This window comes from Micromonospora sp. Utrum1 (assembly GCF_057197805.1).
Map to the genome: position 1 here is coordinate 3,078,375 of NZ_CM170071.1, position 23,237 is coordinate 3,101,611.

The 23,237-nt window shown below is 73.1% G+C and carries 25 protein-coding genes and 1 pseudogene; 13 read left to right on the forward strand and 13 right to left on the reverse strand.

Going from position 1 to position 23,237, the window contains the following annotated elements; all coding sequences use genetic code 11:
• Positions 1 to 21: 21 nt before the first annotated feature.
• Positions 22 to 1,287 carry an MFS transporter gene (locus AC0OLQ_RS14625; protein WP_484531755.1) on the reverse strand — a complete coding sequence of 422 codons (1,266 nt, stop codon included), beginning with the start codon at positions 1,285 to 1,287 and terminating at the stop codon, positions 22 to 24.
• An 82-nt stretch (positions 1,288 to 1,369) separates the two neighbouring features.
• On the opposite strand from AC0OLQ_RS14625, the gene AC0OLQ_RS14630 reads away from it, so the two are divergent.
• Both AC0OLQ_RS14630 and AC0OLQ_RS14635 read left to right on the forward strand, forming a co-directional pair.
• Complete coding sequence (locus AC0OLQ_RS14630; protein ID WP_484531756.1) at positions 1,370 to 2,260, forward strand: winged helix-turn-helix transcriptional regulator; 891 nt, start codon at positions 1,370 to 1,372, stop codon at positions 2,258 to 2,260.
• 79 nt (positions 2,261 to 2,339) lie between these two features.
• Positions 2,340 to 3,293 carry a D-2-hydroxyacid dehydrogenase family protein gene (locus tag AC0OLQ_RS14635; RefSeq protein ID WP_484531757.1) on the forward strand — a complete coding sequence of 318 codons (954 nt, stop codon included), beginning with the start codon at positions 2,340 to 2,342 and terminating at the stop codon, positions 3,291 to 3,293.
• A 180-nt stretch (positions 3,294 to 3,473) separates the two neighbouring features.
• Here the strand turns inward: AC0OLQ_RS14635 and AC0OLQ_RS14640 are convergent, their stop codons facing one another.
• Together AC0OLQ_RS14640 and AC0OLQ_RS14645 are read right to left on the reverse strand one after the other, a co-directional pair.
• On the reverse strand, positions 3,474 to 4,451 hold the full coding sequence (locus AC0OLQ_RS14640; protein ID WP_484531758.1) for an aldo/keto reductase: 978 nt from the start codon (positions 4,449 to 4,451) through the stop codon (positions 3,474 to 3,476).
• 139 nt (positions 4,452 to 4,590) lie between these two features.
• Positions 4,591 to 5,484 carry an MBL fold metallo-hydrolase gene (locus tag AC0OLQ_RS14645; RefSeq protein WP_484531759.1) on the reverse strand — a complete coding sequence of 298 codons (894 nt, stop codon included), beginning with the start codon at positions 5,482 to 5,484 and terminating at the stop codon, positions 4,591 to 4,593.
• Between the two features lie 109 nt (positions 5,485 to 5,593).
• Here AC0OLQ_RS14645 and AC0OLQ_RS14650 point away from each other — a divergent pair, with 109 nt between their 5' ends.
• On the forward strand, positions 5,594 to 6,019 hold the full coding sequence (locus AC0OLQ_RS14650; protein ID WP_357336837.1) for a MarR family winged helix-turn-helix transcriptional regulator: 426 nt from the start codon (positions 5,594 to 5,596) through the stop codon (positions 6,017 to 6,019).
• Positions 6,020 to 6,128: 109 nt separating this feature from the next.
• Here AC0OLQ_RS14650 and AC0OLQ_RS14655 read toward each other — a convergent pair whose 3' ends face one another.
• Positions 6,129 to 6,692, reverse strand: coding sequence for a GNAT family N-acetyltransferase (locus tag AC0OLQ_RS14655; protein ID WP_484531760.1), 564 nt, complete (start codon positions 6,690 to 6,692; stop codon positions 6,129 to 6,131).
• A gap of 47 nt (positions 6,693 to 6,739) precedes the next feature.
• On the opposite strand from AC0OLQ_RS14655, the gene AC0OLQ_RS14660 reads away from it, so the two are divergent.
• The 5 genes and pseudogenes from AC0OLQ_RS14660 (at position 6,740) to AC0OLQ_RS14680 (ending at position 12,699) form a co-directional block, all read left to right on the forward strand.
• On the forward strand, positions 6,740 to 7,330 hold the full coding sequence (locus AC0OLQ_RS14660; RefSeq protein WP_484531761.1) for a TetR/AcrR family transcriptional regulator: 591 nt from the start codon (positions 6,740 to 6,742) through the stop codon (positions 7,328 to 7,330).
• A 208-nt stretch (positions 7,331 to 7,538) separates the two neighbouring features.
• A complete protein-coding gene (locus AC0OLQ_RS14665) occupies positions 7,539 to 8,873 on the forward strand; it encodes an extracellular catalytic domain type 1 short-chain-length polyhydroxyalkanoate depolymerase (protein WP_484531762.1) in 1,335 nt (444 codons plus the stop codon).
• 224 nt (positions 8,874 to 9,097) lie between these two features.
• Positions 9,098 to 11,684 (forward strand): annotated as a pseudogene (locus AC0OLQ_RS14670) (discoidin domain-containing protein).
• Positions 11,685 to 11,798: 114 nt separating this feature from the next.
• A complete protein-coding gene (locus AC0OLQ_RS14675) occupies positions 11,799 to 11,921 on the forward strand; it encodes a 50S ribosomal protein L36 (RefSeq protein WP_091265774.1) in 123 nt (40 codons plus the stop codon).
• A gap of 4 nt (positions 11,922 to 11,925) precedes the next feature.
• Positions 11,926 to 12,699: an SDR family oxidoreductase gene (locus tag AC0OLQ_RS14680; protein WP_484531763.1), complete on the forward strand. Its 774-nt coding sequence runs from the start codon at positions 11,926 to 11,928 to the stop codon at positions 12,697 to 12,699.
• Here the strand turns inward: AC0OLQ_RS14680 and AC0OLQ_RS14685 are convergent.
• From AC0OLQ_RS14685 to AC0OLQ_RS14700, 4 genes are all read right to left on the reverse strand, one after another.
• Entirely contained in the window at positions 12,659 to 13,420 is a 762-nt protein-coding gene (locus AC0OLQ_RS14685) for a glycosyltransferase family 2 protein (protein ID WP_484531764.1), read from the reverse strand. The two genes, AC0OLQ_RS14680 and AC0OLQ_RS14685, sit on opposite strands and share 41 nt — an antisense overlap.
• A gap of 64 nt (positions 13,421 to 13,484) precedes the next feature.
• Entirely contained in the window at positions 13,485 to 14,153 is a 669-nt protein-coding gene (locus tag AC0OLQ_RS14690; protein WP_484531765.1) for an ElyC/SanA/YdcF family protein, read from the reverse strand.
• A gap of 26 nt (positions 14,154 to 14,179) precedes the next feature.
• Positions 14,180 to 14,464, reverse strand: coding sequence for a DUF4873 domain-containing protein (locus AC0OLQ_RS14695; protein WP_484531766.1), 285 nt, complete (start codon positions 14,462 to 14,464; stop codon positions 14,180 to 14,182).
• Positions 14,461 to 15,177, reverse strand: coding sequence for a TetR family transcriptional regulator (locus AC0OLQ_RS14700; protein WP_484531767.1), 717 nt, complete (start codon positions 15,175 to 15,177; stop codon positions 14,461 to 14,463). The genes AC0OLQ_RS14695 and AC0OLQ_RS14700 overlap by 4 nt, the downstream gene beginning before the upstream one ends.
• A gap of 48 nt (positions 15,178 to 15,225) precedes the next feature.
• On the opposite strand from AC0OLQ_RS14700, the gene AC0OLQ_RS14705 reads away from it, so the two are divergent.
• Positions 15,226 to 16,131 (forward strand): AurF N-oxygenase family protein, encoded by a 906-nt coding sequence (locus tag AC0OLQ_RS14705; RefSeq protein ID WP_484531768.1) that lies wholly within the window; start codon positions 15,226 to 15,228, stop codon positions 16,129 to 16,131.
• 44 nt (positions 16,132 to 16,175) lie between these two features.
• On the opposite strand, the gene AC0OLQ_RS14710 is transcribed toward AC0OLQ_RS14705, so the two are convergent.
• The 5 genes from AC0OLQ_RS14710 to AC0OLQ_RS14730 all read right to left on the reverse strand — a co-directional run bounded on the left by AC0OLQ_RS14710 (position 16,176) and on the right by AC0OLQ_RS14730 (position 19,334).
• Complete coding sequence (locus AC0OLQ_RS14710) at positions 16,176 to 17,627, reverse strand: cellulase family glycosylhydrolase (RefSeq protein ID WP_484531769.1); 1,452 nt, start codon at positions 17,625 to 17,627, stop codon at positions 16,176 to 16,178.
• 131 nt (positions 17,628 to 17,758) lie between these two features.
• Positions 17,759 to 18,049, reverse strand: a complete 291-nt coding sequence (locus AC0OLQ_RS14715; protein WP_484531770.1) for a BON domain-containing protein — start codon at positions 18,047 to 18,049, stop codon at positions 17,759 to 17,761.
• A complete protein-coding gene (locus AC0OLQ_RS14720) occupies positions 18,043 to 18,636 on the reverse strand; it encodes an STAS domain-containing protein (protein WP_484531771.1) in 594 nt (197 codons plus the stop codon). The genes AC0OLQ_RS14715 and AC0OLQ_RS14720 overlap by 7 nt, the downstream gene beginning before the upstream one ends.
• Complete coding sequence (locus AC0OLQ_RS14725) at positions 18,633 to 18,947, reverse strand: hypothetical protein (protein ID WP_484531772.1); 315 nt, start codon at positions 18,945 to 18,947, stop codon at positions 18,633 to 18,635. The genes AC0OLQ_RS14720 and AC0OLQ_RS14725 overlap by 4 nt, the downstream gene beginning before the upstream one ends.
• A 9-nt stretch (positions 18,948 to 18,956) precedes the next feature.
• Complete coding sequence (locus AC0OLQ_RS14730) at positions 18,957 to 19,334, reverse strand: STAS domain-containing protein (RefSeq protein ID WP_484531773.1); 378 nt, start codon at positions 19,332 to 19,334, stop codon at positions 18,957 to 18,959.
• A 152-nt stretch (positions 19,335 to 19,486) separates the two neighbouring features.
• Between AC0OLQ_RS14730 and AC0OLQ_RS14735 the strand changes: the two genes are divergently transcribed.
• The 4 genes from AC0OLQ_RS14735 (at position 19,487) to AC0OLQ_RS14750 (ending at position 23,031) form a co-directional block, all read left to right on the forward strand.
• Positions 19,487 to 20,161, forward strand: coding sequence for a response regulator transcription factor (locus AC0OLQ_RS14735; protein WP_484531774.1), 675 nt, complete (start codon positions 19,487 to 19,489; stop codon positions 20,159 to 20,161).
• Positions 20,158 to 21,507 carry a sensor histidine kinase gene (locus AC0OLQ_RS14740; RefSeq protein ID WP_484531775.1) on the forward strand — a complete coding sequence of 450 codons (1,350 nt, stop codon included), beginning with the start codon at positions 20,158 to 20,160 and terminating at the stop codon, positions 21,505 to 21,507. Before AC0OLQ_RS14735 ends, AC0OLQ_RS14740 begins: the two co-directional genes overlap by 4 nt.
• Positions 21,504 to 22,064, forward strand: coding sequence for a GerMN domain-containing protein (locus AC0OLQ_RS14745; protein ID WP_484531776.1), 561 nt, complete (start codon positions 21,504 to 21,506; stop codon positions 22,062 to 22,064). Before AC0OLQ_RS14740 ends, AC0OLQ_RS14745 begins: the two co-directional genes overlap by 4 nt.
• A gap of 154 nt (positions 22,065 to 22,218) precedes the next feature.
• On the forward strand, positions 22,219 to 23,031 hold the full coding sequence (locus AC0OLQ_RS14750) for a SigB/SigF/SigG family RNA polymerase sigma factor (RefSeq protein WP_484531777.1): 813 nt from the start codon (positions 22,219 to 22,221) through the stop codon (positions 23,029 to 23,031).
• Positions 23,032 to 23,237 lie beyond the last annotated feature (206 nt).

A 23,237-nucleotide genomic window follows, 5' to 3' on the forward strand; every position in this document is an offset into this window, starting at 1 on the left:
GCGGCGAAGCCGGACAGCGGGTCACCGGGCCGCCGGAACGGTCTCCGGTTCGGCCGGCTCGTCGAGCCGCAGGTCGGTCAGGTCGCGCAGGCGGCGTACCGGGGACAGCAGCAGGGCCAGCGGAGCCAGCACGGTGGCCGCGGCGAAGCAGAACAGGGTGACCCGGGCGCCGGCGAGCCCGGCGAGCGCCCCGGCGAGCAGCCCGCCGACCGGGATGGCGCCCCAGGAGACGAAGCGGACCGTGGCCATCACCCGGGAGAGGAGGTCGGGCGGGCTGGCGATCTGCCGGTAGGTGCGGGTGGTCACGCTGAGCACGACCACGCCACCGGCGAAGACCACGTTGCCGGCCGCGAACGCCAGGTACGCCGGCCAGCCGGCGCCCAGCGGCACCAGGAACGCGCCGCCGACCGCCACCAGACAGGCGACCAGCAGCGACCGGGCGGTGCCCCAGCGCCCGGTGATCCACGGGGTCAGGGCCGCGCCGACCAGCGAGCCGACCCCCTCGACCGCGAGCAGCACACCGACCAGCGCCGCCGGGGCGTGCAGCTCCCGGACCAGATAGAGGGGGTAGACGGCGAGCTGCGCCCCGCAGACGAAGTTCACCGCGGTGGCCGTCCACATCGTCGGTCCCATCACCGGGTGGCGGGTGACGTACCGCCAGCCCTCGCCGATCATGGCGCGGACCGGGGGCCACTGGTCCGGGGCGTCGACCCGGCGGGCGGGCAGCGATCCGAGCAGCGCCGCGGAGACCAGGTAGCTGGCCGCGTCGACCAGCACGGTCGGCACCGCGCCGAGGGCCTGCACCGCCAGGCCACCCAGGGACGGGCCGCTGAGCTGGGTGGCGGCGTGGGTGGCCGAGGTGAGGCTGTTGCGGGTGTGCAGTTGGTCGCGGCCGACGATGGCCGGCAGGAAGGTGGCGTTGGCGACGTCGAACAGCACGTTGGCGAAGCTCACCACGAGCGCCACGACGACGAGCTGGGCCACGGTGAGCCGGCCCCACCACCAGGCCAGCGGCACGGAGGCCACCGCGACGGCCCGGGCCAGATCCGCGCCGACCTGCGCGCCGCGCAGCGGCAGCCGCTGGACGATCACGCCGGCGGGCAGCCCGATCACGAGCCAGGCGACGTAGCTCGCGGCGGCGATCAGACCCATCTCGAACGCCGACGCGTCCAGCACGGTCAGCGCGGTGAGCGGCAACGCGACCGCACCGACCGCCGACCCCACCGAACTGGTGGTGCCGGCGGCCCACCCGCGCCAGAACACTCCGGCCCCCTGCCCGACGGACATGCCGCCAACCCCCGATCCGAGCCAGTGAGTTCCAAACTGAAACGGACTATAGTCGAGGCTGCGGGCCCAGCGGGAGGTGGATGTGAGACGGGCGGACCTCGGCGACGCCGACTGCGGCATCGCGCAGGCGCTCGGCGTGCTGGGCGACTGGTGGACGGTGCTGATCGTGCGCGAGGTCGCCGGTGGGACCACCCGGTTCGACGCGTTGCAGCGCGAGCTGGGCGTCAGCCGGCGGGCCCTCACCGAGCGGCTCGGCGGGCTGGTCGCGCAGGGCGTGCTGCGCCGCGAGCCCTACTCGGCGCACCCGCCGCGCCACGACTACCTGCTCACCGCCAAGGGGGAGGCCCTGCTCCCGGTGCTGGTCGCGCTCCAGGACTGGGGCACCCGGCACGTGATGGGCGACGGCGAGCTGACCGCCACCGCCGACGCGGAATCGGCCGAGGCGCGCCGGGTGCACCGGCTGGTCGGCCGCCGCGTACCCCCGATGAACCTGCCCCGGCACGACGTCGGCGCGGAACCGCCGGCGGCGCCCGGGCGGTGGACCGTGCTCTACCTCTTCCCGGGGGCGTTCGCGCCGGATGCTCCGGGCCTCCCGCCGAGCTGGGGCGAGATTCCCGGGGCCGTCGGGTGCACGCTCGAATCGCGGACGTACGCCGACCGGCACCCGCTGTTCCGCGCCGCCGGGGCCGAGGTGCGCGGGGTGAGCACCCAGCGGCCCGACCAGCTCGCCGCCTTCGCCGTGCACGCCCGGTTGCCGTACCCGCTGCTCTCCGACGAGGACGGCCGCCTCGCCGCCGGGCTGCTGCTGCCCACCTTCCGGGCCGGCGGCGTGGCCCGGTTCAAGCGGCTCACCCTGCTGCTGGACCCGGATGCGGTGGTGCGGGCCGTGCAGTTCCCGGTCACCGACCCGGCCGGCTCGGTCGACGAGATGCTCGCCGAGGTGCGCCGCCGCACCGCCGCCGCCGCGGCTTAGGCCCCCTTTCCTGCAGCCGAGCGTGACCCCAGCCCGAAGTAGCGATGAGCTGGAGCCCGGAGCCGTACGATTATTTGTCATGTCAACTGATCTTCGCTGCGGCGTGCTGGACGACTACCAGGGGGTGGCACTCGGCCTGGCGGACTGGTCCCGGGTCCGGGCCACCAGCTTCCGCGAGCATTTCACCAGCAGCGACGAGCTCGTGGCGGCCATCCACGACTGCGAGATCGTGGTCGCCATGAGGGAGCGCACGCCGTTCCCCGCCGAGGTGTTCGACCGGCTGCCCCACCTGCGGCTGCTCGTCACCACCGGCATGAGCAACGCCGCCATCGACCTGTCGGCGGCGCGGGCGCACGGCGTCACGGTGTGCGGCACGGGCGGCGGCTGGACCTCGACGGTCGAGTTGACGTGGGCGCTGATCCTCGGCCTGGCCCGCCATCTGGTGCCCGAGTCGACCGCGCTGCGTACCGGCGGTCCCTGGCAGCACACCCTCGGTACCGACCTGCACGGACGTACCCTCGGGCTGCTCGGCCTGGGCAGGATCGGGTCGCAGGTGGCGGCGGTCGGGCGGGCGTTCGGCATGGACGTGGTGGCCTGGAGCCAGAACCTGACGCGCGAGCGGGCCGAGGAGGGTGGCGCGCGGCTGGCCCCCGGCCTGGATGCCCTGCTCGCCGGCTCCGACGTCGTTTCCGTTCACCTCGTGCTCGGCGACCGGACCCGCGGGCTGGTCGGCGCGCGGGAACTCGTCCTGATGAAGCCGACCGCCTACCTGGTCAACACATCGCGGGCGGCGATCGTCGACCAGTCCGCCCTGGCGTCCGCGCTGCGCGAGGGGCGGATCGCGGGGGCCGGGCTGGACGTGTTCGACGAGGAGCCGCTGCCCGCCGGCCATGAGTTCCGTACGCTGCCGAACGTGCTGGCCACGCCGCACCTCGGCTATGTCAGCGAGCGGAACTACGCGACGTTCTTCCGGGACGCGGTGGATGACATCGGCGCCTTCCTCGACGGCAGCCCGATCCGGGTGCTGACCTGACTCACCCGAACCTGGTCCTGGCCGGGAAGGCCGTCTCCCAGCACCTGAAGGTCCTGGAGGCCGCCGGGCCGGTGGTGCGCAGCGTGCAGACGCGGTGGCGTATCTGCACGCTGCGCACCGAACCGCTCGACGAGGTGTTCGCCCGGCTCGGCCGGCGTGCGGTCACAGCCGGGGTTGGGGTCAGCGCTCCAGCAAGCGCATGGCGGCTTCGTCGTGGGTGTCGCCGACAGCGGGAGGAAGGTTGTCGAGCTTCTCGATCTGCTCGGCGGTCAGTTCCACGGCATCGGCCGCAGTGTTCTCCTCGACGCGTGCCACGCGCTTGGTGCCGGGGATGGGGGCGATGTTGTCGCCTCGGGTCAGCAGCCAGGCCAGTGCGATCTGCGCCGGGGTGGTACCCGCTTCGGCGGCAACGGCTTGGACCTCGTCCGCGAGACGCAGGTTGCGCTGGAAGTTCTCGCCGGTGAAGCGCGGGTTGTTCTTACGCAGGTCGGTCTCGTCGAAGCCGCTGGTCGAGCGGATCTGCCCGGTGAGGAATCCGCGTCCCAGGGGCGAGTAGGGAACGAAGCCGATGTTCAGCTCGTTCAGCAGGGGCAGCACCTGTGCCTCCGGGTGCCGCGTCCACAGGGAGTACTCCGACTGGACGGCAGCGATGGGATGCACGGCGTGGGCGCGGCGGATCGTCTCCGGTCCGGCCTCGGACAGGCCGATGTGGCGGATCTTGCCCTCGGTGATCAGTTCGGCCAGTGTCCCGACGGTGTCCTCGATTGGCGTGTTCGGGTCGACTCGGTGCTGGTAGTACAGGTCGATGTAGTCGGTCCCCAGCCGCCTGAGCGAGCCTTCGACGGCGGTGCGGATGTTGGCCGGGCTGCTGTCGAGTTGTCCTGCCCCGCCGCCCGCATGCGAGATCATGCCGAACTTCGTCGCCACCACGGCCTGGTCGCGGCGGCCCTTCAGCGCCTTGCCGAGGAGTTCCTCGTTGATGTACGGGCCGTAGACCTCGGCGGTGTCGAGGAAAGTGACGCCCAGTTCCAGGGCCCGGTGGATGGTGCGGATCGACTCGGCGTCGTCCGTGCCGGCTCCGGTGTAGGCGTAGGACATCGAGACCAAGCCCAGACCGATACGGGAGACGTCCAGGTCCCCCAGCTTGATGTGCTTCATGACAATTCTCCGTTTCTCTGGCAATTGGTACGACTTGCTGCACTGTGAATGGCTCCGCCGCTCATCGCCGGCACTGTTGCCGATCACTCGCGCTGGGCAGGGGACCCCGTTCCAGGGGCCGCGCCACCGGGTAGGACGGTCAGGCGACGGGGATCCAGGTGAACCGGCCGTCGGGGCGGCGCTCGGCGCGTCCGAAGACCACGTCGGCGAAGTGGCAGCCGAAGCCGATGGTGTCGGGGCGGCTCAGCTCCTGGACCAGGCGGCGGCGGTACTCGCCGGCTTCGGCGTGGTCGTGGTCGATCCCGCAGCCCCATTCAGGGTGTGTGACCTGGACCGGCGCGTGCATTGCGTCGCCGAACGCGATGAGTCGCCGGCCGCCGCCGGTGATGGTGTACGTGGTGTGGCCGACGGTGTGTCCGACCGAGAACGAGGCCCGCACGCCGGGGAAGATCTCCTCGCCGTCCTCGGCCATACGGACGCGGGGTGCGAAGGCGGCCAGACGTTCCTCGGTCGCCCCGCCCTCGGCGGCCAGGTCGCGCCGCTCCCACTCGGGTGCCGCGACGAAGTGGGTGGCGTGCGCGAACGGCGGCGCATCGGTGCCAGGCTCGTTGCTCCAGGCCCAGCCCAGGTGGTCGAGGTGCAGGTGGGTGATGGCGACGGCCTCGATCTGGCGCGGCTCGCGGCCCAACCGCCGCAGGCCGTCCAGCAGCTCACCGCCGTAGATGCTTCCCAGCATCGGGTTGGCCGGGTCGTCGGGGTGGGACTCGGGTCCGAACCCGGTGTCGATGAGCAGCGCCCTGTCACCCCGCTCGACCAGCAGCCCGCCGATGGCTGCGGGCAGGAAGCCGCCGCCGTCGAGATGATCGCGGTTGGCCGCCCAGTCAGCGTCGGTGGCGGCGGGCAGCCAGCCGCGCGGTTTGCACAGAGCCAGCCCGTCCGGGACGTAGGTGATCTTCAGTTCACCCAGGCGGAGCGAACGAACGCGCGGTGCGCTGGTCAGCCGTACCCGGTCGAAATCGGTCGTCGTGGCCATATGGTCCTACCCCGTGCTCGAGAAGGTGCCGCCGGGTGGCGGTGCCGACTGGAAGTTACAACTAGAACAGCTCTAGTTGCAACTATCCGAGCTGCAGTAGACTGAGGCCATGGCCACCGAGCGCGAGACCCCAGCCCAAGGCGACCGCCAGCTGTGCGGGCTCGTCAAAGACCTGGCCAGTCACATCGAAGCCCACCTTCGGGTCCGGGCGGCCACCCTCGGTCTGACCGCCTCACAGGGCACCGCGCTGCGCGAGCTGACCAGCCCCATGACCCTGCGCGAACTCGCCGAGCGGATGAGCTGCGAGCCCTCCAACGTCACCTTCATCGCCGATCGCCTCGAAGAGCAGGGCTACCTCGAACGCCATCCACACCCCGGCGACCGCCGCGCCAAGCAGCTCGTCCTGACCCCCAAGGGCACCGAACTGCGCGAACGCCTCCTCGAGTTGCTCTCCGAAGACTCCCCGCTGTCCCCCCTGGCCCCCGAAGAGCAGGACGCCCTGCAGCACCTCCTCACCCGCGCCCTCATCCGCTGACCCGCCACCTCGGCGTGCAGGGCCCGCAGGTTCGCCGGGGCCTCCAGCTTGTCGATGCGGAGACGTGCCAGCGGGGCTCGCCGCGGTGCACCAGCGGCTGAAACACGGATTACCCGCCGGCCGCCGGTCCGGCCGGTCGCCACTCGGTGGCCAGCAGCGACCAGACCTCGATGTCGAGCCGCTCGCCGAGGAAGGGAAACACGGCGCGCAGCACGCCCTCCCGGGTCATGCCCAACCGTCGCGCCACCGCCCGGCTGCGCGCGTTGTGCGGGACGGTCCGCCACTCCACCCGAGCCAGGCCGCGCTCGCCGAGCGCCCAGTCGATCATCCGCTGGGCGGCCCGGGTCACGAGGCCGTGCCCCTCGGCCTCCGGCGCGAGCCAGACGCCGATCTCGCAGACGCCGGCCGCCGGGTCGAAGGTGCGGAACAGCGTGCCGCCGACCAGCTTTCCGTCCAGCCGGATGCCGTGGATCGAGCCGGCGTCGCGGGCCTGGGCATCGGCGTAACGCTGGAGGAAGGCGCGCGCGGAGTCGGTGTCGATGACGGTGTGCGCCCAGGGCAGCCAGGGCGCGAGGTGGACGCGGGTGCGCGCCACGAAGTCGGCGAACTCCGCCGCCTGCCACGGGGCGAGCGGATGCAGGGTGGCCCGGTCGGTGAGGGGAAGGGAGAACATGTCGCTCCAAGGTGCGTACCGAACGTTTGTTATGTACTCTAGCGGGCGTGCCGGCACGAGGTGACCACGACGCCCGCCGCGCCGACGTCTCGGCGGCGGTCTGGCGGGTGCTCGCCGCCCGCGGGTTCGGCGGGCTGACGCTGCGCGCGGTCGCCGCCGAGATGGGCGTCTCCACCGGGCTGCTGACGCACTACTTCCCGAACAAGCGGGCCCTGGTGCGGCACGCCGTCGACGTGGCCGAGCGGCACACCGACGCGCGCCACCGCCACGCCGCGGCGGGGGAGGGCCGGCCCGCGCTGCGCGCCGCCCTGCTCGACGTGTTGCCGCTGACCGACGAGGCGACGGTGATGAGCCGGGTCTGGGTCAGCTACTGGGACGGGGCCCTCGCCGACGACGAGTTCGCCGCCGACCAGCGCCACCGCTACGACCGGTGGCGGGCCCGGCTGCGGTCGCACGTGGACGCCACGCTGCGCCGGGCGCCCGCCGGGCCGCACGCCGACCCCGGCGACCTGGCGGCCGCCTGCGCGGCCTTCGCGCACGGCCTGGTCGTCCAAGCGCTCTTCGACCCGGCCGCCTTCCCGGCACGCCGGCAGGTGGCGCTGCTCGACCGCTTCCTCGCCGACCTGTTCCCGGCCTGACCGGATCCGGGCCGGCAACGGGCCCGACCATTTCCGGGAGTTGTTGTCGCGCCCGCGGCCCGGCCCTAGACTCCGACTCGGACCGCGCTTATTCGCGGTCGTCGATCTCGTCTCCGAGGGTCCGGGCCGCCGTCGAAGGCGCCTCGCCGGCGAGCACGCCGCGGGCGTACCTGCCCTGCGCGGCGTCCCCACCACCTGAGGAGATCCCATGCTGCCCAAAAGGAGAAGGCGCAAACTGCTCGGCGCCGCCCTGGTCGCCGCCGGGCTGGCCGCCCTGGCGGCGGTCACCGCCCCCGGCCCCGCCGCGGCCGCCGCGCTGACCGAGGTGACGAACTTCGGCGCCAACCCGAGCAACCTGCGGATGTACCTGTACGTCCCGGACACCGTCGCGGCCCGGCCCGGCCTGCTCGTGGTCAACCACTACTGCACCGGCAGCGGGCCGGCGATGTACTCCGGCACCCAGTTCGCCGCGCTCGCCGACCGGTACGGCTACCTCGTCGTCTACCCCTCGGTGACCCGGAGCAGCCAGTGCTTCGACGTCTCCTCGCCCCAGGCGCTGCGCCGCGACGGTGGCAGCGACCCGGTGGGCATCAAGTCGATGGTGGACCACGTGCGGCAGCACTACCCCGTCGACCCGAACCGGATCTTCGCGACCGGCGTCTCGTCCGGCGCCATGATGACCAACGTGCTGCTCGGGCTCTACCCGGACGTGTTCAGCGCCGGGGCGGCCTTCGCGGGGGTGCCGTTCGGCTGCTTCGCCACCACCAACGGCTCGGAGTGGAACAGCGAGTGCGCCAACGGCCAGGTGGTGAAGACCCCGCAGCAGTGGGGCGACCTGGTCCGCAACGCCTACCCGGGGTACAGCGGGCGACGACCCCGGATGCAGCTCTGGCACGGGACCAACGACGAGACCCTGCGCTACCCGAACTTCACCGAAGAGATCAAGCAGTGGACCAACGTGCACGGGTTGAGCCAGACGCCGGCTTACACCGACAGTCCGCAGTCGGGCTACACCCGCACCCGCTACGGCGGCACCGGCGGCACCGCCACGGTGGAGGCCATCAGCATGCAGGGCGTCTCGCACAACCTGCCGGTCGACGCCGCCCAGGCGGTGCGCTTCTTCGGCCTGGACAGCGCGACGCCGCCTACGAGCCCGCCGCCGACCGGCGCGCCGCCCACGACGCCATCGCCCAGCACGCCCCCGCCCAGCACGCCACCGCCGTCCGGCGGGTGCCGGGTCGTGTACGCGGTGAACGCCTGGAACACCGGGCTGACCGCGTCCGTCACGATCACCAACACCGCGGCCACGGCGGTCAACGGCTGGAGCCTCGCCTTCACCCTGCCCGCCGGGCAGACCGTCACCAGCGGCTGGAACGCCACCTACGCCCCGGCCAGCGGGGCGCTGACCGCCCGCAACGTCTCCTACAACGGGACCATCGCCCCGAACGGCTCGGTGGCCATCGGCTTCCAGGCCACCCACACCGGTAACACCGGCGAGCCCACCTCCTTCACCCTCAACGGCACTCCCTGCACGGTCGCCTGAGGCCGGGCGGCGGCGGCCGGGACCACCCCACCCGGCGGCCGCGCCTGTGCCGGCCCTTAGTTCCGGACTTTTCACAAGACGCGAAAAAAGCCTCGGCCAAGGCTTCGAGGAATTGACATGTGCCGCTGCCCGGCGGAAGGGTCCAGCGGGACGGGCGGGTGACCGCAACATGCCGGTAACCCGTTCGTCGTCCCGCTCCCCACCACCCCGCCACGGAGACGCCCATGTCACCCGTCCCGCCGCACTTCAGCCCACCCCGCCCGCCGCTGCGCCGGCTGCTCGCCGTGCTGGCCACACTCCTCGCCACGGTGGCGCTGGTGGCCCCGCCGTCCCCGGTCCGGGCGGCCGACCCGCTGCTCTCCCAGGGGCGGCCCACCACCGCCTCCTCGGTGGAGAACGCCGGCACCCCGGCCAGCAACGCCACCGACGGCAACACCGGCACCCGGTGGTCCAGCGCCTTCGGCGATCCCCAGTGGATCCAGGTGGACCTCGGCGCGACCGCCACCGTCTCCCGGGTCACCCTGGTCTGGGAGGCCGCCTACGCGCGGGCGTACCAGATCCAGACCTCGACCGACGGCGCCACCTGGACCACCGTCTTCAGCACCGCGGCCGGCGACGGGGGCACCGACGACCTCACGGTCACCGGCACCGGCCGCTACGTGCGGATGACCGGCACCGCCCGGGCCACCGCATACGGCTACTCGCTGTGGGAGTTCCAGGTCTACGGCAGCACTGGCGGCGGCACCGGCTGCGATACCGCGACCAACGCGGCGCAGGGCCGGCCCGCCACCGCCTCGTCCACCGAGAACGCCGGCACCCCCGCCTCGGCGGCGGTGGACGGCAGCCCGACCACCCGCTGGGCCAGCGCGGCGAGCGATCCGCAGTGGCTCCAGGTCGACCTCGGCAGCGTCCGTACCCTCTGCCGGGTCGTGCTGAGCTGGGAGGCCGCCTACGGGCGGGCGTACCAGATCCAGACCTCGACCGACGGCGCCGCCTGGACCACCGTGTACGCCACCACCACCGGCGACGGCGGCACCGACACCCTGACCGTCAGCGGCTCCGGCCGCTACGTGCGGATGTACGGCACCGCGCGGGCCACCGGCTGGGGTTACTCGCTCTGGGAGCTCACCGTGAACACCGCCGGCGGCGGCACCATCCCGGGCGGCGGATCGCTCGGACCCAACGTGATCACCTTCGACCCGTCGATGTCGAGCGCGAGCATCCAGAGCCAGCTCGACGCGGTCTTCCGCACCCAGGAGTCGAACCAGTTCGGCACCCAGCGGTACGCGCTGATGTTCAAGCCGGGCGACTACTCCGGCATCAACGCGCAGATCGGCTTCTACACCTCGATCATTGGGGCTCGGCCGGAACCCCGGCGACGTCCGGATCCACGGCGACGTCACCGTCGACGCCGGCTGGTTCAACGGCAACGCGACCCAGAACTTCTGGCGGTCGGCGTCGAACATGCAGGTGTTCCCCTCGGCCGGGTTCACCCGGTGGGCCGTCTCGCAGGCCGCGCCGTTCCGCCGGATGGACATCCAGGGCGACCTCAACCTGGCCCCGAACGGCTACGGCTGGGCCAGCGGCGGCTACATCGCGGACAGCCGGGTCACCGGCGTCGTCCAGCCGTACTCGCAGCAGCAGTGGTACACCCGGGACAGCAACGTCGGCGGCTACCTCAACGCCGTGTGGAACGTGACCAACTCCGGCGTGGTCGGTGCGCCGGCCACCAGCTTCCCCAACCCGGCGTACACCACCCTGGCGCAGACCCCGGTCAGCCGCGACATCCCCTACCTCTACCTCGACGGCAGCGGCAACTACCAGGTGTTCGTCCCGTCCACCCGGACCAACGCCAGCGGGGCGTCCTGGCTGGGCGGCGCGACGCCCGGCACCTCGGTGCCGCTGAGCCAGTTCTACGTCGCCAAGCCGGGCGACTCGGCCGCCACCATCAACGCGGCCCTGGCGCAGGGTCTGAACCTGCTCTTCACCCCCGGGATCTACCCGGTGAGCGAGACCATCAGGGTCGACCGCCCGGGCACCGTGGTGCTCGGCGTCGGCTACCCGACCCTGATCCCGCAGAACGGCGTCACCCCCATGACCGTCGCCGACGTCGACGGGGTCCGGCTGGCCGGGATGCTCTTCGACGCCGGCCCGACCAACTCGCCGGTGCTGCTCCAGGTCGGCACGCCCGGCTCGTCGGCGAGCCACGCCGCCAACCCGACCTCCATCCAGGACGTCTTCTTCCGTATCGGCGGCGCCGGCGCGGGCAAGGCCACCACCAGCCTGGTGGTCAACCAGAACGACGCCCTGATCGACCACATCTGGGCCTGGCGCGGCGACCACGGCACCGGCATCGGCTGGACCGTGAACACCGCCGACACCGGCCTGATCGTCAACGGCAACAACGTCACCGCGCTCGGGCTCTTCGTCGAGCACTACCAGAAGCACGAGGTGATCTGGAACGGCAACAACGGGCGGACCATCTTCTTCCAGAACGAGTTGCCGTACGACCCGCCCAGCGCGTCGGCCTGGATGAACGGCTCGCGGGTCGGCTACGCCGCCTTCAAGGTCGCCGACGCCGTCAGCACGTTCGAGGGCTGGGGGATGGGCAGCTACTGCTACTTCAACGTCGACCCGACCATCGCCGCATACCACAGCTTCGAGGCGCCGATCAAGTCCGGGGTGCGGTTCCACAGCCTGCTCACCGTCTCGTTGGGCGGCAACGGGTCGATCACCCACGTCATCAACGACACCGGCGGCACGGCGCAGGGCACGGACACCGTGCCGGTGAACGTGGTCAGCTACCCCTGAGCCGGGTGGGGCGGCGGGTGGTCCCTCGCCTGCCGCCCCACCCCCGGCGCATGACCCGCGTGCGCGCGGGTACGCGGCCTCCGAACGGGGAAGCAGCGGGAACGGAGGAACGGCATGAAGGTCCGAAGCTCCCTGCGCGCGCTGAAGCGCAAGGCCAACTCGATCGTGGTACGCCGCCGCGGCAAGGTGTTCGTGCTCAACAAGGCGGATCCCCGGCAGAAGGCGCGGCAGGGCTGACCGGGTGGCCGACATCCTCATCACCGGAGCCGGCAGCGGGTTCGGCCGGGGCGCCGCGCTCGGGCTGGCCCGGGCTGGCCACCACGTCATCGCCGGCGCCGAGATCTGGCCGCAGGTCCGCGAGCTGCGCGCCGAGGCGGACCGCGCCTGGGTGACCCTCGACGCGATCAAGCTCGACGTCACCGACCCGGCCGACCGGGCGTACGCCCGGCGCCACCGGGTGGACGTCCTGGTGCTCAACGCCGGTGTCCAGGAGGCGGGGGCGGTGGTCGAGATTCCGATGGACCGGGTCCGCCGGTCGTTCGAGGTGAACGTCTTCGGGCACCTGCATCTCGTCCAGGACCTGGTGCCGCCGATGCTGGAGCGGGGCGCCGGCAAGGTCGTCTGGGTGTCCTCCGCGGTCGGCATCCGCACCCGACCGTGGCTCGGCGTCTATGCCGCCACCAAGCACGCCATCGAGGCGCTGGCCTGGGCCATGAAGGGCGAGTTGGAGCCGCGCGGCGTCCGGGTCGCCGTGATCAACCCCGGCCCCTACCGGACCGGGTACAACGACACCGGGGCCGAGGCCATGTTCCAGTGGTGGGACTCCTCCACCGCGCTGCTGGACCGGCCCGACTTCGACGACTACCTGCAGAACCAGCGCGACCCGCAGGAGATGGTCGACGAGATGGTCCGGGTCATCCCCGCCGACCGGCATCCGTTCCGGACGGCCTACCCGCCGGAGGTCCGGCAACAGCTCAGGGAGTTCGAGTTGCAGGTCTGGGACGCGACGACGTGACCCCGGCCGGCGCGGCGTCGTCGGCGCGAGCATCCCGCGCCAGCAGCCGGGCGGCGGCGAAGCGGACCAGCGGCGCGTAGATTCGGGCCGAGTCGGCCAGCGAGGAGAAGTGCGACGAGGCGGTGCCACCGTAGTGGGTGGCGATGGGGACCTGCTCGATCGGCCGTCCCTCCCGGGCCGCGTGGAGCAGCACGTTCATCTCGTACTCGAACCGCTCGCCGGGAACGGTCCGGAGCCAACCGAGCAGCCTCGCCGGGTACGCCCGTAGCCCGGTCTGGGTGTCCTGGACGCGGCGGCCGGTGGCGATCCGGAACGCGGCCCGGGTCGCCGCGTTACCGAATCGGCTGCGCAGTGGCACCTCGCCGTCGAACCGGCGGACGCCCAGCGTCGGCGCGCCCGTGTCGCGCATCCGGTCGGCGACCCGCACCACGTCGGGAATCCGGTGCTGCCCGTCGGCGTCCACGCACACCACGTCGTGTCCGGGGTGGTGGAGGGCGACGTATCGGAAGCCGGTCTTCAGCACGATCCCCTTGCCCCGGTTGACCCGCCGTTGAAGCACCGTGGCGCCGCGGTCGCGGGCTGCCGCGAGCACTTCGGCCGCGTCGGGGCCGCTGCCGTCGTCGACGACGACCACGTGCGCCGACGGCAGCGCGGCGGCCAGGTCGCCGACGAGCCGCGGCAGGCGGTCCCCGGGTCGGTACACCGGCACCAGCACGATCACGGAACCTCCCGGGGTGAGCCGTCGCCTGCCGGCCCCATTCGTCGCGGCCGATAGACGACCGTCCTTACCCCTGGCGCCGCCCGACGAATCCACTACGGTCGGGGCGGAGCAGGCCGGCGACGCGCTCTGCCGCCCGGGCCAGGGCGTGTTCCCGGCGCAGCAGCGACTCCGGGCTGCGCAGCCCGAGGTAGCACAGTCGGCTCGCCGCGCGGGCCGCCCGCTCGCGGCCGGCGGGCACCGGGTCGGGTCCGGCGACCGGCACGTCCAGCAGCGCCGCGCCGGACAGCCCGAGCACCTTGCCGGCGAGGAACCGGATCCGGGGCAGGTGCCACGGGTGGGAGACCAGCCCGAGCGGCCGCGCCGGGGTGCAGGCCGACCCGGCGAGCAGTCCGTCCTGGACGGTGTGCGCGAGGTTCTGCAGGGTGGTCCGGGACCGGGTCTCGGCGTGCAGCCGCGCGTACCGGTCGAGGTTGGCGGCGCGGGCCAGGGCCAGCATCAGTTCGGCCTCCCGGCACCCGGCGGGCGGGCCCGGCGCGGCGGCGGGTCCGTGCGGCCAGCCGCCGGTGAACACCACCCGCGCCCCGGCGGCCCGCCGGAACTCGGCGGCGTGCGCGCGGACGTACCCGATGGCGGCCCGGGCCCGGGCGGTGCTCTCCGCGGTGAGCCGGTAGCCGTCGTCGTCGGCGACTACGCCGCGGCCGAACACCAGCAGCACGGTGGCGGTCGGCGTCACCCGATCCACGGTACGCCGGCCGGCGGTCAGCCCTCGTCCGCTCCGGGCAGGCAGGACAGCCAGGGCGGCTCGCCCACGCCGGTGATCCGCACGCCGCCCCACGGATCGGCCTCGGCGAGCCGGCCCCGGGCGACCCGCTCGCCGACCCGCACCTCGACGTCGCGCCGGCCAGAGCGGAGCAGCCGCAGCATCCGGGGCTCCGGCTCGATCCGCCCGGCCCAGTGGTAGCGCCCGTCGACCGGCTCCCAGCGCCCGCTGGCGTGCAGGCGGACCGCGGTCCCGGCGATTTCCGCCGGCCCGTGCCAGCTCACCGCTCGATCCGCTCGTGCGCTCGGGTCAGCTCGTCGGGCAGGTCCGCGGCGCGCCGGACGCCCTCGATGCCGCTCCAGAGCAGCGTGGTCAGATAGTCGGTGAGCGCGGCCCGGCGGATCGGCTGCCCGTGCGTGGCCCACCAGTCGCCGACCGCCTGCACGAAGCCGACCAGCCCGTACGCCCAGGGCTCGGCGGGACCGGCGTCGAGCCCGAGCGCGCGCAGCCGGTCGCCGATCACCCGGGCCAGGCCGGTGGCCACCTGCCGGCTGGTGCCGGCCACCACCTGATGGATGCCGGGATGCCCGGCCTCGTGCAGCAGGAACCGGTAGAGCGTCGGCTCCGATTCGATCACGCTCAGGTACGCGTCGATGGTCGCCTCCACCAGCGCGCGCTCCTCGCGGACCTGCTCAACGGCGGGGGCCACGGCGTCGACGACCCGGGCCGCCACCACCTCGCTGACGGCCAGCCAGAGCTGGGCCTTGTCGGCGAAGTAGCGGTAGAGCACCGGCTTGCTGACCCCGGCCGTGGCGGCCACCTGGTCCATGTCGACCGCGGGGCCGTGCCGCAGCAGCGCCTGCACGGCGGCCCCGATCAGCTCCTGCCGGCGCTGCTCGCGGTGATCCGCCCAGCGGTCCCGGCGGCCGGAGCGCCGGGGTGCGGGCGGCTCCGGCGGGGCGTCCGAGGCATTGACATCGGTGGAGGTGCGTCGCATGCTACCACTCGTAACAGTTACTCGAAGTTACGTCAATATGGAGGGGCCATGGAGGGGACGACGCCGGCCGGATTCCCGCGCGAGGCGGTGGCCACCCGCCTGCTCGCGGCCTCGGTGCGCACCAGCTACGACCCCGTCGTGGACATCGACTGGTCGGCGCCGCACCGCCCCGGGGCGTACTGGATGCCGCCGCAGCGCAGCAGCCTCTACGGCACGCCGCTGTGGGAGGGACTGAGCGAGGAGCAGCGGGTCGAGCTCACCAAGCACGAGGTGGCCAGCGCGGCGAGCGCCGGGCTGTGGTTCGAGACGATCCTCATGCAGATGCTCATCCGGCACTACTACGACGCCGACCCGACCACCCGGCACGCCCAGTACGCGCTCACCGAGGTCGCCGACGAGTGCCGGCACTCCATCATGTTCGGTCGGCTCATCGAGGCCACCGGCTGCCCGGTCTACCGGGCGGACCGCGTCGACCACCTGCTCGGCCGCTGGCTCAAGGCCACCGCCACCGGCCCGCAGATGTACGCGGCCATCCTCATCGCCGAGGAGATCCTCGACGCGTTCCAGCGGGAGATCATGGCCGACGAGTCGCTCCAGCCGCTGATCCGGATGGTGTCCCGGATCCACGTGGTCGAGGAGGCGCGGCACGTGCGCTTCGCCCGGGACGAGCTGGCCCGCCAGGTCGAGGCCGCCGGCCCGGTCGCGCTCGGCTACGCGCGGGTGGTGATCGGGCGGGCCGCGTACTCGATCACCCGCCGCCTGGTCAACCCGCAGGCGTACGCGGCGGTCGGCATCCCACCGGCCGTCGGCCGCGCCGCGGCCCGGGCCAACCCGCACTGGCAGGCAACCCTGCGCTGGTCGGCTCAGCGCATCGCCGACCACCTGACCGAGCTGGGCCTGGTCGCCGGGCCGGGCCGGCTGCTCTGGCGCCGGGCCGGGCTCATCGGGGACTGACCGGCGGCGGCCCCCCTGGGGAGGGTCGCCGCCGGTCGCGCCGGTCAGGAGGTGGGGAAGTTGTCCGGGGTGCGGATGCGGTTGCGCATGAAGTTCCCGGAGTCGGTGAGCACGGACGTGCCGGCGTAGGTGCCGCCCGCGCAGGTCCCCGGCCGGAACGCCGCGCTGCCCTCGCTCGCGTCGGAGTACGTCCAGTTCGCGTAGCTGATCTTCAGCCGGTCCAGCAGGTCGAGCCAGGCGGTGCTGCTGGCCGTGTCGACGGCGCCGTCACCGGTGTAGGTCACCGTGCCGAACTCCGTGACGAACAGCGGCAGCCGGGACGCGGCCCGCTGCACCTCGTTGCGGTAGTTGTCCTTGTGGGACGCCGCGTAGAAGTGGAACGTGTACATGATGTTGTCGGCTCGGACCGGGTTGTTCACGATCTCGTCGGAGTTGCCGCCCTCCGACACCCCCAGCGACGACCAGCCCCGGGTGCCGACGATGACCACGGCGTCCGGGTCGTTGGCCCGGATCACCGGGATGACCTGCTCGGCGTAGTTCTTGATGGTCGACCAGCTCACGCCGTTCGGCTCGTTGGTGATCTCGTAGATCACGTTGTCCTTCGCGGCGTTGCGGGCCGAGACCGCGGCGAAGAACGTCTTCGCCCGCTCCAGGTTGTACATCGGATCGCCCGGGGTCAGCGTGTGGAAGTCGATCAGCGCGTACAGGCCGCGCGCGGCCGCCTTGTCCACCAGGGTGTTGACCTGGTTGGTGAAGCCGGTGGGGTTGGTCTCGTAGCCCTGCTCCTGCACGTACATCGAGATGCGGAACAGGTCGGCCTGCCAGTCGTTGGCCAGCGCGTCGAGCGAGGCGTCGTTGTAGCAGTTGGCGAACCACTGCAACCCGTGGGAGCTCATGCCGCGCAGCTGGACCGGGCGGCCGTACCGGTTGCAGAGGTTGACCCCGCAGACCCGCAACTGGCCGTTGATCGCCACCGGGGTGGTGCCGGTGGGCGGGGGCGTCGTGGGCGGCGGCGTGGTCGGCGGCGGCGTGGTGGGCGGGGGAGTGGTGGGCGGCGGCGGCGTGGTGGTCCCGCCGGTGCAGGCCGTGCCGTTCAGGGTGAACGCCGCCGGGGCCGGGTTGGTGCCGGTCCAGGAGCCGTTGAAGCCGATGGTGGTGCTCGCCCCGGTGCCGAGGGAGCCGTTGTAGCTCATGCTCTGCGCGGTGACTGCGCTGCCGCTCTGCTGCCAGGTCGCCGACCAGCCCTGGACGACCCGTTGCCCGGCGTCCGGGAAGCTGAAGCCCAGGGTCCAGTTGTTCACCGGGTCGCCGAGGTTCTTGACGGTGACCGTGGCGGTGAAGCCGCCCTGCCAGGAGTTGGTGCTGTAGGTGACGGCGCAACCGGTCGCCGCCGACGCGTTCGTCGCCGGCAGGACGGCCGTCGCGGCCAGGGCGAGCGCACCGACGGCGCCGCCCACGAGGAGGTGCCGCCGGGACGGGCGGGGGATCGAGAACATGCGGGATCGTCCCATCTGGTGGGTGGTGGTTGGACGGTGCCCGTCGTGAACTCGCCCGGAAAGTCCGACGCGGCAGCCTCGGGAGCGCTCCCACGCTGAGGGTAGAGGCGCACACCGATCCGTGCAACCACTCAGCGGCCGCGGCGCCGCCCGGGGTGCAGCCGCAGCGCGTTGCAGACGTCGAACACCCCGGACACGTCCCAGGCCAGCTCGCCGGCCACCCGTCGGGTCTCCGGGTCGGCCACCAGCCCGGCCAGGATCACCACCCGGTTCTGCACGGTGACGGTGATCTGCTGCCGCCGGGTGGTCCAGTCGATGCTCAGCCGCTGCGCCACCAGGGCGGCCAGCCGCACGTCCGCGGCGTCGGGCGCGGGCTCGTCCCCGGCGGACGAAAAGTCGGGGTACGACCACGGCATCACCATCTGCGGGCTCCTTCTGCTCGTCCGCTGTTCTCCATCGGCGTCTCAGCCGGGCGCGCCGCCGCCCCGACCGACCCGTTCAGCGCCCGGGCCCGGCTCTCGAAGACCGGGAACACTCCGTCCAGCCGCATGGTGTGCAGGACGGTGAGGACGAATCGGGACGGCCCCACCAGGCACAGTCGCCGGCCGTCCTGCCGGGCGTCCTGGTGCGCGCGGACCAGCAGCCCGAGCCCGGCCGAGTCGATCACCTCCACCTCGGTGAGGTCGACCAGCACCCGGTCGCCCAGCGTGAACCGCTCGGCCAGCGCCCGCCGTACCGGGTCGGCCAGCTCGACCTCGGGGGCCACCGGCGGCTCGCCGACCTCATCCACGTCGTCGAGGCCGAGGCCGTTGTCGGCCACGGTCGCCCGGGCGCTGCACCGGGGGCAGTGGTGCGGCCCCGAGGCGAAGGGCGAGCCGACCCAGCCGTTCTCGAACACCAGCGTCCAGACCACCTCGGCGTCGGGCAGGGTGCAGCCCGTGCTGGTGACGCTGTCGCCGCACCCGTCGCAGATGAGCATCATCAAGTGCTCCGCCGGCACGACCGTCACGATGCCTCCTTTCGCCCCGCGCCCGGACCGGACGGCGGTTCCTCCCGGGGCGCCGGCCGGCCGGCGGCCAGCACCGCCAGGACGACCGCGACCGTGGCGAACCCGGACTGCACGATCAGCGGCACCACGGCCGCCTCGCCCGGACCGGTGTCCACCAGCCCGACGACGATCGCGCCGAGCTGCGCGGCGGCCACCCCGAGCGCGAGGGTCAACCAGACTGGCGCGGCCTTGCGCCCCGGCACGACCAGGCGACCCACCGCGCCGACGGCGAGCCCGACGGCGAGCGCCCCGACCAGCGTGCTGCCATTCACAGTTCCTCCTCAGCCCGGCGCGGCCACGACCCGAGCCCGGCCGCGCACGGTCGGGCCGGCCGGTGGCGGCGTGTCGACGATGGGCACGGTGTCGCTCAGCCGGGCGGCGTCGAGGATGCGCCGGATCCGTGGGTGCGGGTTGCGCACGGTGAGCACGGCCTGGCGGCGGGCCATCCGGTGGTGCACGTCGAGCAGCAGCGCGATGGCCGCGGCGTCGACGTGACGGCAGCCGGCCAGGTCGATCGTCACCGCCCGGGGATACAGGGCCAGAACCCGGTCGAGGACGAGCCCGACCTCCGACAGCCCGGCGAGGTCCAGCTCCTCGGTGATGTCCACCCGCACGTGCGGCACGGCGCACTCGGGCGGGGGCGGCAGGGATGAGGTCATCAGGGCGTCTTCCTCGGCGGGTGTCCGGTTCGGTCCCCACTCTGCGCAGCGATCGTGGAGGTCCTTCCCCGGTTGTGTGACAGTTGTGTGACAAAAGCCGGGAACGGCTGACACGGTTGGGTGAGCCGGGGGCCGCCCGTCATGATGCGGATATGACGGCCGTACTGGTGATCGAGGACGACGACCGTATCCGGCTGGCGCTGCTGCTCGCCCTGGAGGAGGAGGGCTATGCCGCGTACGGGGCGGCGACCGCGGAGGAGGGGCTGCGCCGGCAGCGGGAGAGCCCGGCCGAGCACGTGCTGGTCGACCTGATGCTGCCCGGCCTCGACGGGTTCGAGTGCATCCGCCGGCTGCGCCGCGACGACGACGTTCCGATCGTGGTGGTCAGTGCCCGCGACGACACCCACGACATCGTGGCCGCGCTGGAGGCCGGGGCCGACGACTACGTGATCAAGCCCGTGGCGATCAAGGAGCTCTCCGCCCGGCTGCGGGCCCTGCGCCGGCGAGGCCGGGTCGTGGCGGACGCCGTCCCCGCCCAGGTCTTCGGCGACCTGGAGATCAGCGCCGAGGCCGGCGAGGTTCGCCGCGCCGGCCGTCGCGTCGCGGTGACCCGGACCGAGTTCCGGCTGCTCTGCGAGCTGGCCGAGCACGCCGGACGGGTGCTGTCCCGGCAGCAGCTGCTGCACCGGGTCTGGGGGTACGAGACCGGCGACGAGCGGCTGGTCGACGTGCACGTGGGCCGGCTGCGGCAGAAGATCGAGCCGGACCCGGCCAACCCGCGGCACCTGGTCACCCTCCGCGGCCTCGGTTACAAGCTCCAGCGATGACCCGCCTCGGACTGCGTGCCCGGGTCACCGCCGCGTTCGCGGTCGGCGCCCTGCTGCTCGCCGCCGTGATGGCCCTCTTCTCGTACGACCTGACCCGCCGCTCCCTGCTCGAGGAGCGGGAGCGCACCGCCGTCCGGGCCGCGTACTACGACGCCGCGGTGGTGCGGTCCGGGTTGGACACCGGGACCCCGGACGTGGTGGCGGTGCTGCGCTCCCTGGACACCGGCAGCAGCCGCCGCCCCCTGCTGCACCTGCGCGACGGGTGGTACGCCCGCACCGCCGACGTCGGCGCCGGCTCGGTCCCGGCGGAGCTGCAACGGCTGGTCGCCGCCGGCCGACCGGCCGTGCAGCGGGTCCGCGTGGACGGGCAACCGGTCCTGCTGGTCGGCGTCCCGCTCGCCGGCGAGCTGGGCTACTACGAGCTGACCTCGTTGCGCGAGGTCGAGGAGACCTTCCAGGTGATCGGGCTGGCGCTGACCGCGGTGGCCATCATGGTCGCCGGGGCCGGCGCCGCCCTCGGCTGGTATGCGACCCGGCACAGCGTCCGGCCGCTCACCGCAGTTGCCGACGCCGCCGAGCGGATCGCCGCCGGTGACTTCGCCACCCGGCTCGACCCCACCACCGACCCGGACCTCACCAGGCTCTCCACCTCGTTCAACCACATGGTCGACCAGGTGGTGCGGCGGATCGAGCGGGACCGCCGGTTCGCCGCCGACGTCAGCCACGAGCTGCGCTCCCCGTTGCAGACCCTGGCCGCCGCCGCAAGCGTGCTGACCCGCCGGCGGGAGCACCAGGACAAGCGCACCGCCACCGCGGCGGGGCTGGTCGCCGACGAGGTGGACCGGTTCCAGCGTCTGGTGGACGACCTGATCCAACTGGCCCGCACCGAGCAGCCCGCGCACCGCGACACGGTCGACGTGGCCGGGCTGGCCCGCGCCGCCTGCCGGGAACGGTCCCTGCCGGAGAGCCTCGTCGAGGTGGCCGAGGGCACCCCGGCCCGATGGCGGGTCGACCGGCGCCGGGTCGAGCAGATCCTGCTGAACCTGCTCGACAACGCCGTGCGCTACGGCGGCGGCCCGGTCGCCGTACGCCTCGGCATGCGCGACGGAATCGGCGTGCTCGACGTCGACGACGACGGACCGGGCGTGCCGGCGGCCGACCGGGAGGCCATCTTCGACCGCTTCGTCCGTGGCCGGGCCGCGCACGCCCGGGCCGGCACCGACGGCACCGGCCTCGGCCTGGCCCTGGTGGCCCAGCACGCCGCCGCGCACGGCGGACACGCGGCCGTGGTGGAGCGCGACCGGGGCGCCCGGTTCCGGGTCGAGCTGCCGGGGGCGGGCGGATGACCCGGCGACTTGTCCCACTGCTGCTCGCCGCGGCGCTGCTCGGCGGCTGCGGGGTGCCGGTCGACGACGAGCCCCGCCCGGTGCGGCCGCCGCCCGGCGGCTTCCCGACCCCGGCGGGCACGGCGACGGCCGACCCGGACGGGCGGGTCGACGAGCCGCTCTGCTTCGTGCAGGGCGACGGGCTGACGGCGGTCACCCGCCGGGCCGACGGCCTGCCCGGCGTGGACACGCACCTGCAGCACCTGCTGGCCGGGCCGGACGGCGCGGAGCGGGACCGCGGGCTCGCTACGGCCCTGCCGGGCACGGTCGCGGTGGCCGGGGCCACGCTGAGCGGCACGGTGGCCACCGTCGACGTGCGGCAGGCCGGCGAGGAGACCGGCCGCAACGACGAGGTCCTCGCCTTCGGGCAGATCGTGTGCACGCTGACCCAGCGCCCCGACGTGGACAGCGTCGCGTTCCGCCGGGACGGGCAGCCGCTGGAGGTGCCGAGGGCCGACGGCAACCTCTCCGCGCTGCCGCTCACCGCCGCCGACTACCGGCCGCTGCTCCACCGCTGACGGCCAGAAGTGGTTCGGGTCACCGCTCTTTTGTCCGACCTTGGGCGAAATCTCCATCGTCCGTTCGGTTGATTGGCGACAACCTTTGGTCTATGGTCACTGGCACGACCGGTGCTTGGGAGGCACCCGTTCTCCTCAGGACAGGAAGGGCAGCATGACCACGACGACCATCGCGCCGACGACGACCAGCGAGGTGCACCGCGCGGCGGTGACCGGCGAGGAGACCCGCGCCAGCGAGCTGATCGCCGCCCTGGCCGCGCTGCCCGAGGGGCACCCGGAGCGGCCGGCGCTGCGCAACCAGGTCATTGAGGCGTGGCTGCCGCTGGCCAACCACCTCGCCGCCCGCTACAGCGGCCGCGGCGAGCCCGCAGGCGACCTGGCCCAGACCGCGGCCCTCGGCCTGATCAAGGCGGTGGACCGGTTCGACGCCTCCCGCGGCGTGGACTTCGCCGGCTTCGCCATCCCGACCATCCTGGGCGAGATCAAGCGGCACTTCCGCGACCGCACCTGGAACATCCGGGTCCCGCGCCGCCTCCAGGAGCTGCGGCTGCGCATCTCCGAGGCGAACAGCACCCTGACCCAGACCCTCAACCGGGCCCCGACGGTCGCCGACATTGCCAGCCACCTCGACGTCACCGAGGAAGAGGTGCTCGAGGGCCTGGAGGGCGCCCGCGCCTACAACGCCGTCTCGCTCTCCACCCCGATCGGCGACGGCGACAGCGCCACCGAGCTGGGTGACACCCTCGGCACCGACGACAACGAGTACGAGCTGGCCGAGCTGCGTGCCTCCCTCGGCCCGGCGCTCGCCACCCTCGACGAGCGCGAGCAGAAGATCCTCACCCTGCGCTTCTATGGCAATCTGACCCAGAGCGAGATCGCCGCTCAGGTCGGCGTGTCCCAGATGCACGTGTCCCGGCTGCTCGCCCGCGCGCTGACCAAGCTGCGCGGCCAGCTCACCGAGGCCTGACCCACCCGGGCGGCACGCCCGCCCGAGCCCTTCTCCCCGGTTCACGCGAAGCGCTGCCGCCTCGCCCCGGGCCTGCGCACCGCCACCGACTCCCCTCGGTGGCGGTGCGTCTTGCGGTCCACCGCCCCGCCCGCCCCTCGGTCCGGTGCGGTGCATACTTGCGCGGATGCAATCGTTGCCGGGGGCGATTCCGCCGTCCGGCTGGC

Coding starts and splice junctions, on each gene's coding strand:
- AC0OLQ_RS14625 (WP_484531755.1), bottom strand. CDS start 1,287: ATGTCCGTCGGGCAGGGGGCCGGAGTGTTCTGGCGCGGGTGGGCCGCC.
- AC0OLQ_RS14635 (WP_484531757.1), top strand. CDS start 2,340: ATGTCAACTGATCTTCGCTGCGGCGTGCTGGACGACTACCAGGGGGTG.
- AC0OLQ_RS14640 (WP_484531758.1), bottom strand. CDS start 4,451: ATGAAGCACATCAAGCTGGGGGACCTGGACGTCTCCCGTATCGGTCTG.
- AC0OLQ_RS14645 (WP_484531759.1), bottom strand. CDS start 5,484: ATGGCCACGACGACCGATTTCGACCGGGTACGGCTGACCAGCGCACCG.
- AC0OLQ_RS14650 (WP_357336837.1), top strand. CDS start 5,594: ATGGCCACCGAGCGCGAGACCCCAGCCCAAGGCGACCGCCAGCTGTGC.
- AC0OLQ_RS14655 (WP_484531760.1), bottom strand. CDS start 6,692: ATGTTCTCCCTTCCCCTCACCGACCGGGCCACCCTGCATCCGCTCGCC.
- AC0OLQ_RS14665 (WP_484531762.1), top strand. CDS start 7,539: ATGCTGCCCAAAAGGAGAAGGCGCAAACTGCTCGGCGCCGCCCTGGTC.
- AC0OLQ_RS14675 (WP_091265774.1), top strand. CDS start 11,799: ATGAAGGTCCGAAGCTCCCTGCGCGCGCTGAAGCGCAAGGCCAACTCG.
- AC0OLQ_RS14700 (WP_484531767.1), bottom strand. CDS start 15,177: ATGCGACGCACCTCCACCGATGTCAATGCCTCGGACGCCCCGCCGGAG.
- AC0OLQ_RS14705 (WP_484531768.1), top strand. CDS start 15,226: ATGGAGGGGACGACGCCGGCCGGATTCCCGCGCGAGGCGGTGGCCACC.
- AC0OLQ_RS14710 (WP_484531769.1), bottom strand. CDS start 17,627: ATGTTCTCGATCCCCCGCCCGTCCCGGCGGCACCTCCTCGTGGGCGGC.
- AC0OLQ_RS14715 (WP_484531770.1), bottom strand. CDS start 18,049: ATGGTGATGCCGTGGTCGTACCCCGACTTTTCGTCCGCCGGGGACGAG.
- AC0OLQ_RS14730 (WP_484531773.1), bottom strand. CDS start 19,334: ATGACCTCATCCCTGCCGCCCCCGCCCGAGTGCGCCGTGCCGCACGTG.
- AC0OLQ_RS14735 (WP_484531774.1), top strand. CDS start 19,487: ATGACGGCCGTACTGGTGATCGAGGACGACGACCGTATCCGGCTGGCG.
- AC0OLQ_RS14740 (WP_484531775.1), top strand. CDS start 20,158: ATGACCCGCCTCGGACTGCGTGCCCGGGTCACCGCCGCGTTCGCGGTC.
- AC0OLQ_RS14745 (WP_484531776.1), top strand. CDS start 21,504: ATGACCCGGCGACTTGTCCCACTGCTGCTCGCCGCGGCGCTGCTCGGC.
- AC0OLQ_RS14750 (WP_484531777.1), top strand. CDS start 22,219: ATGACCACGACGACCATCGCGCCGACGACGACCAGCGAGGTGCACCGC.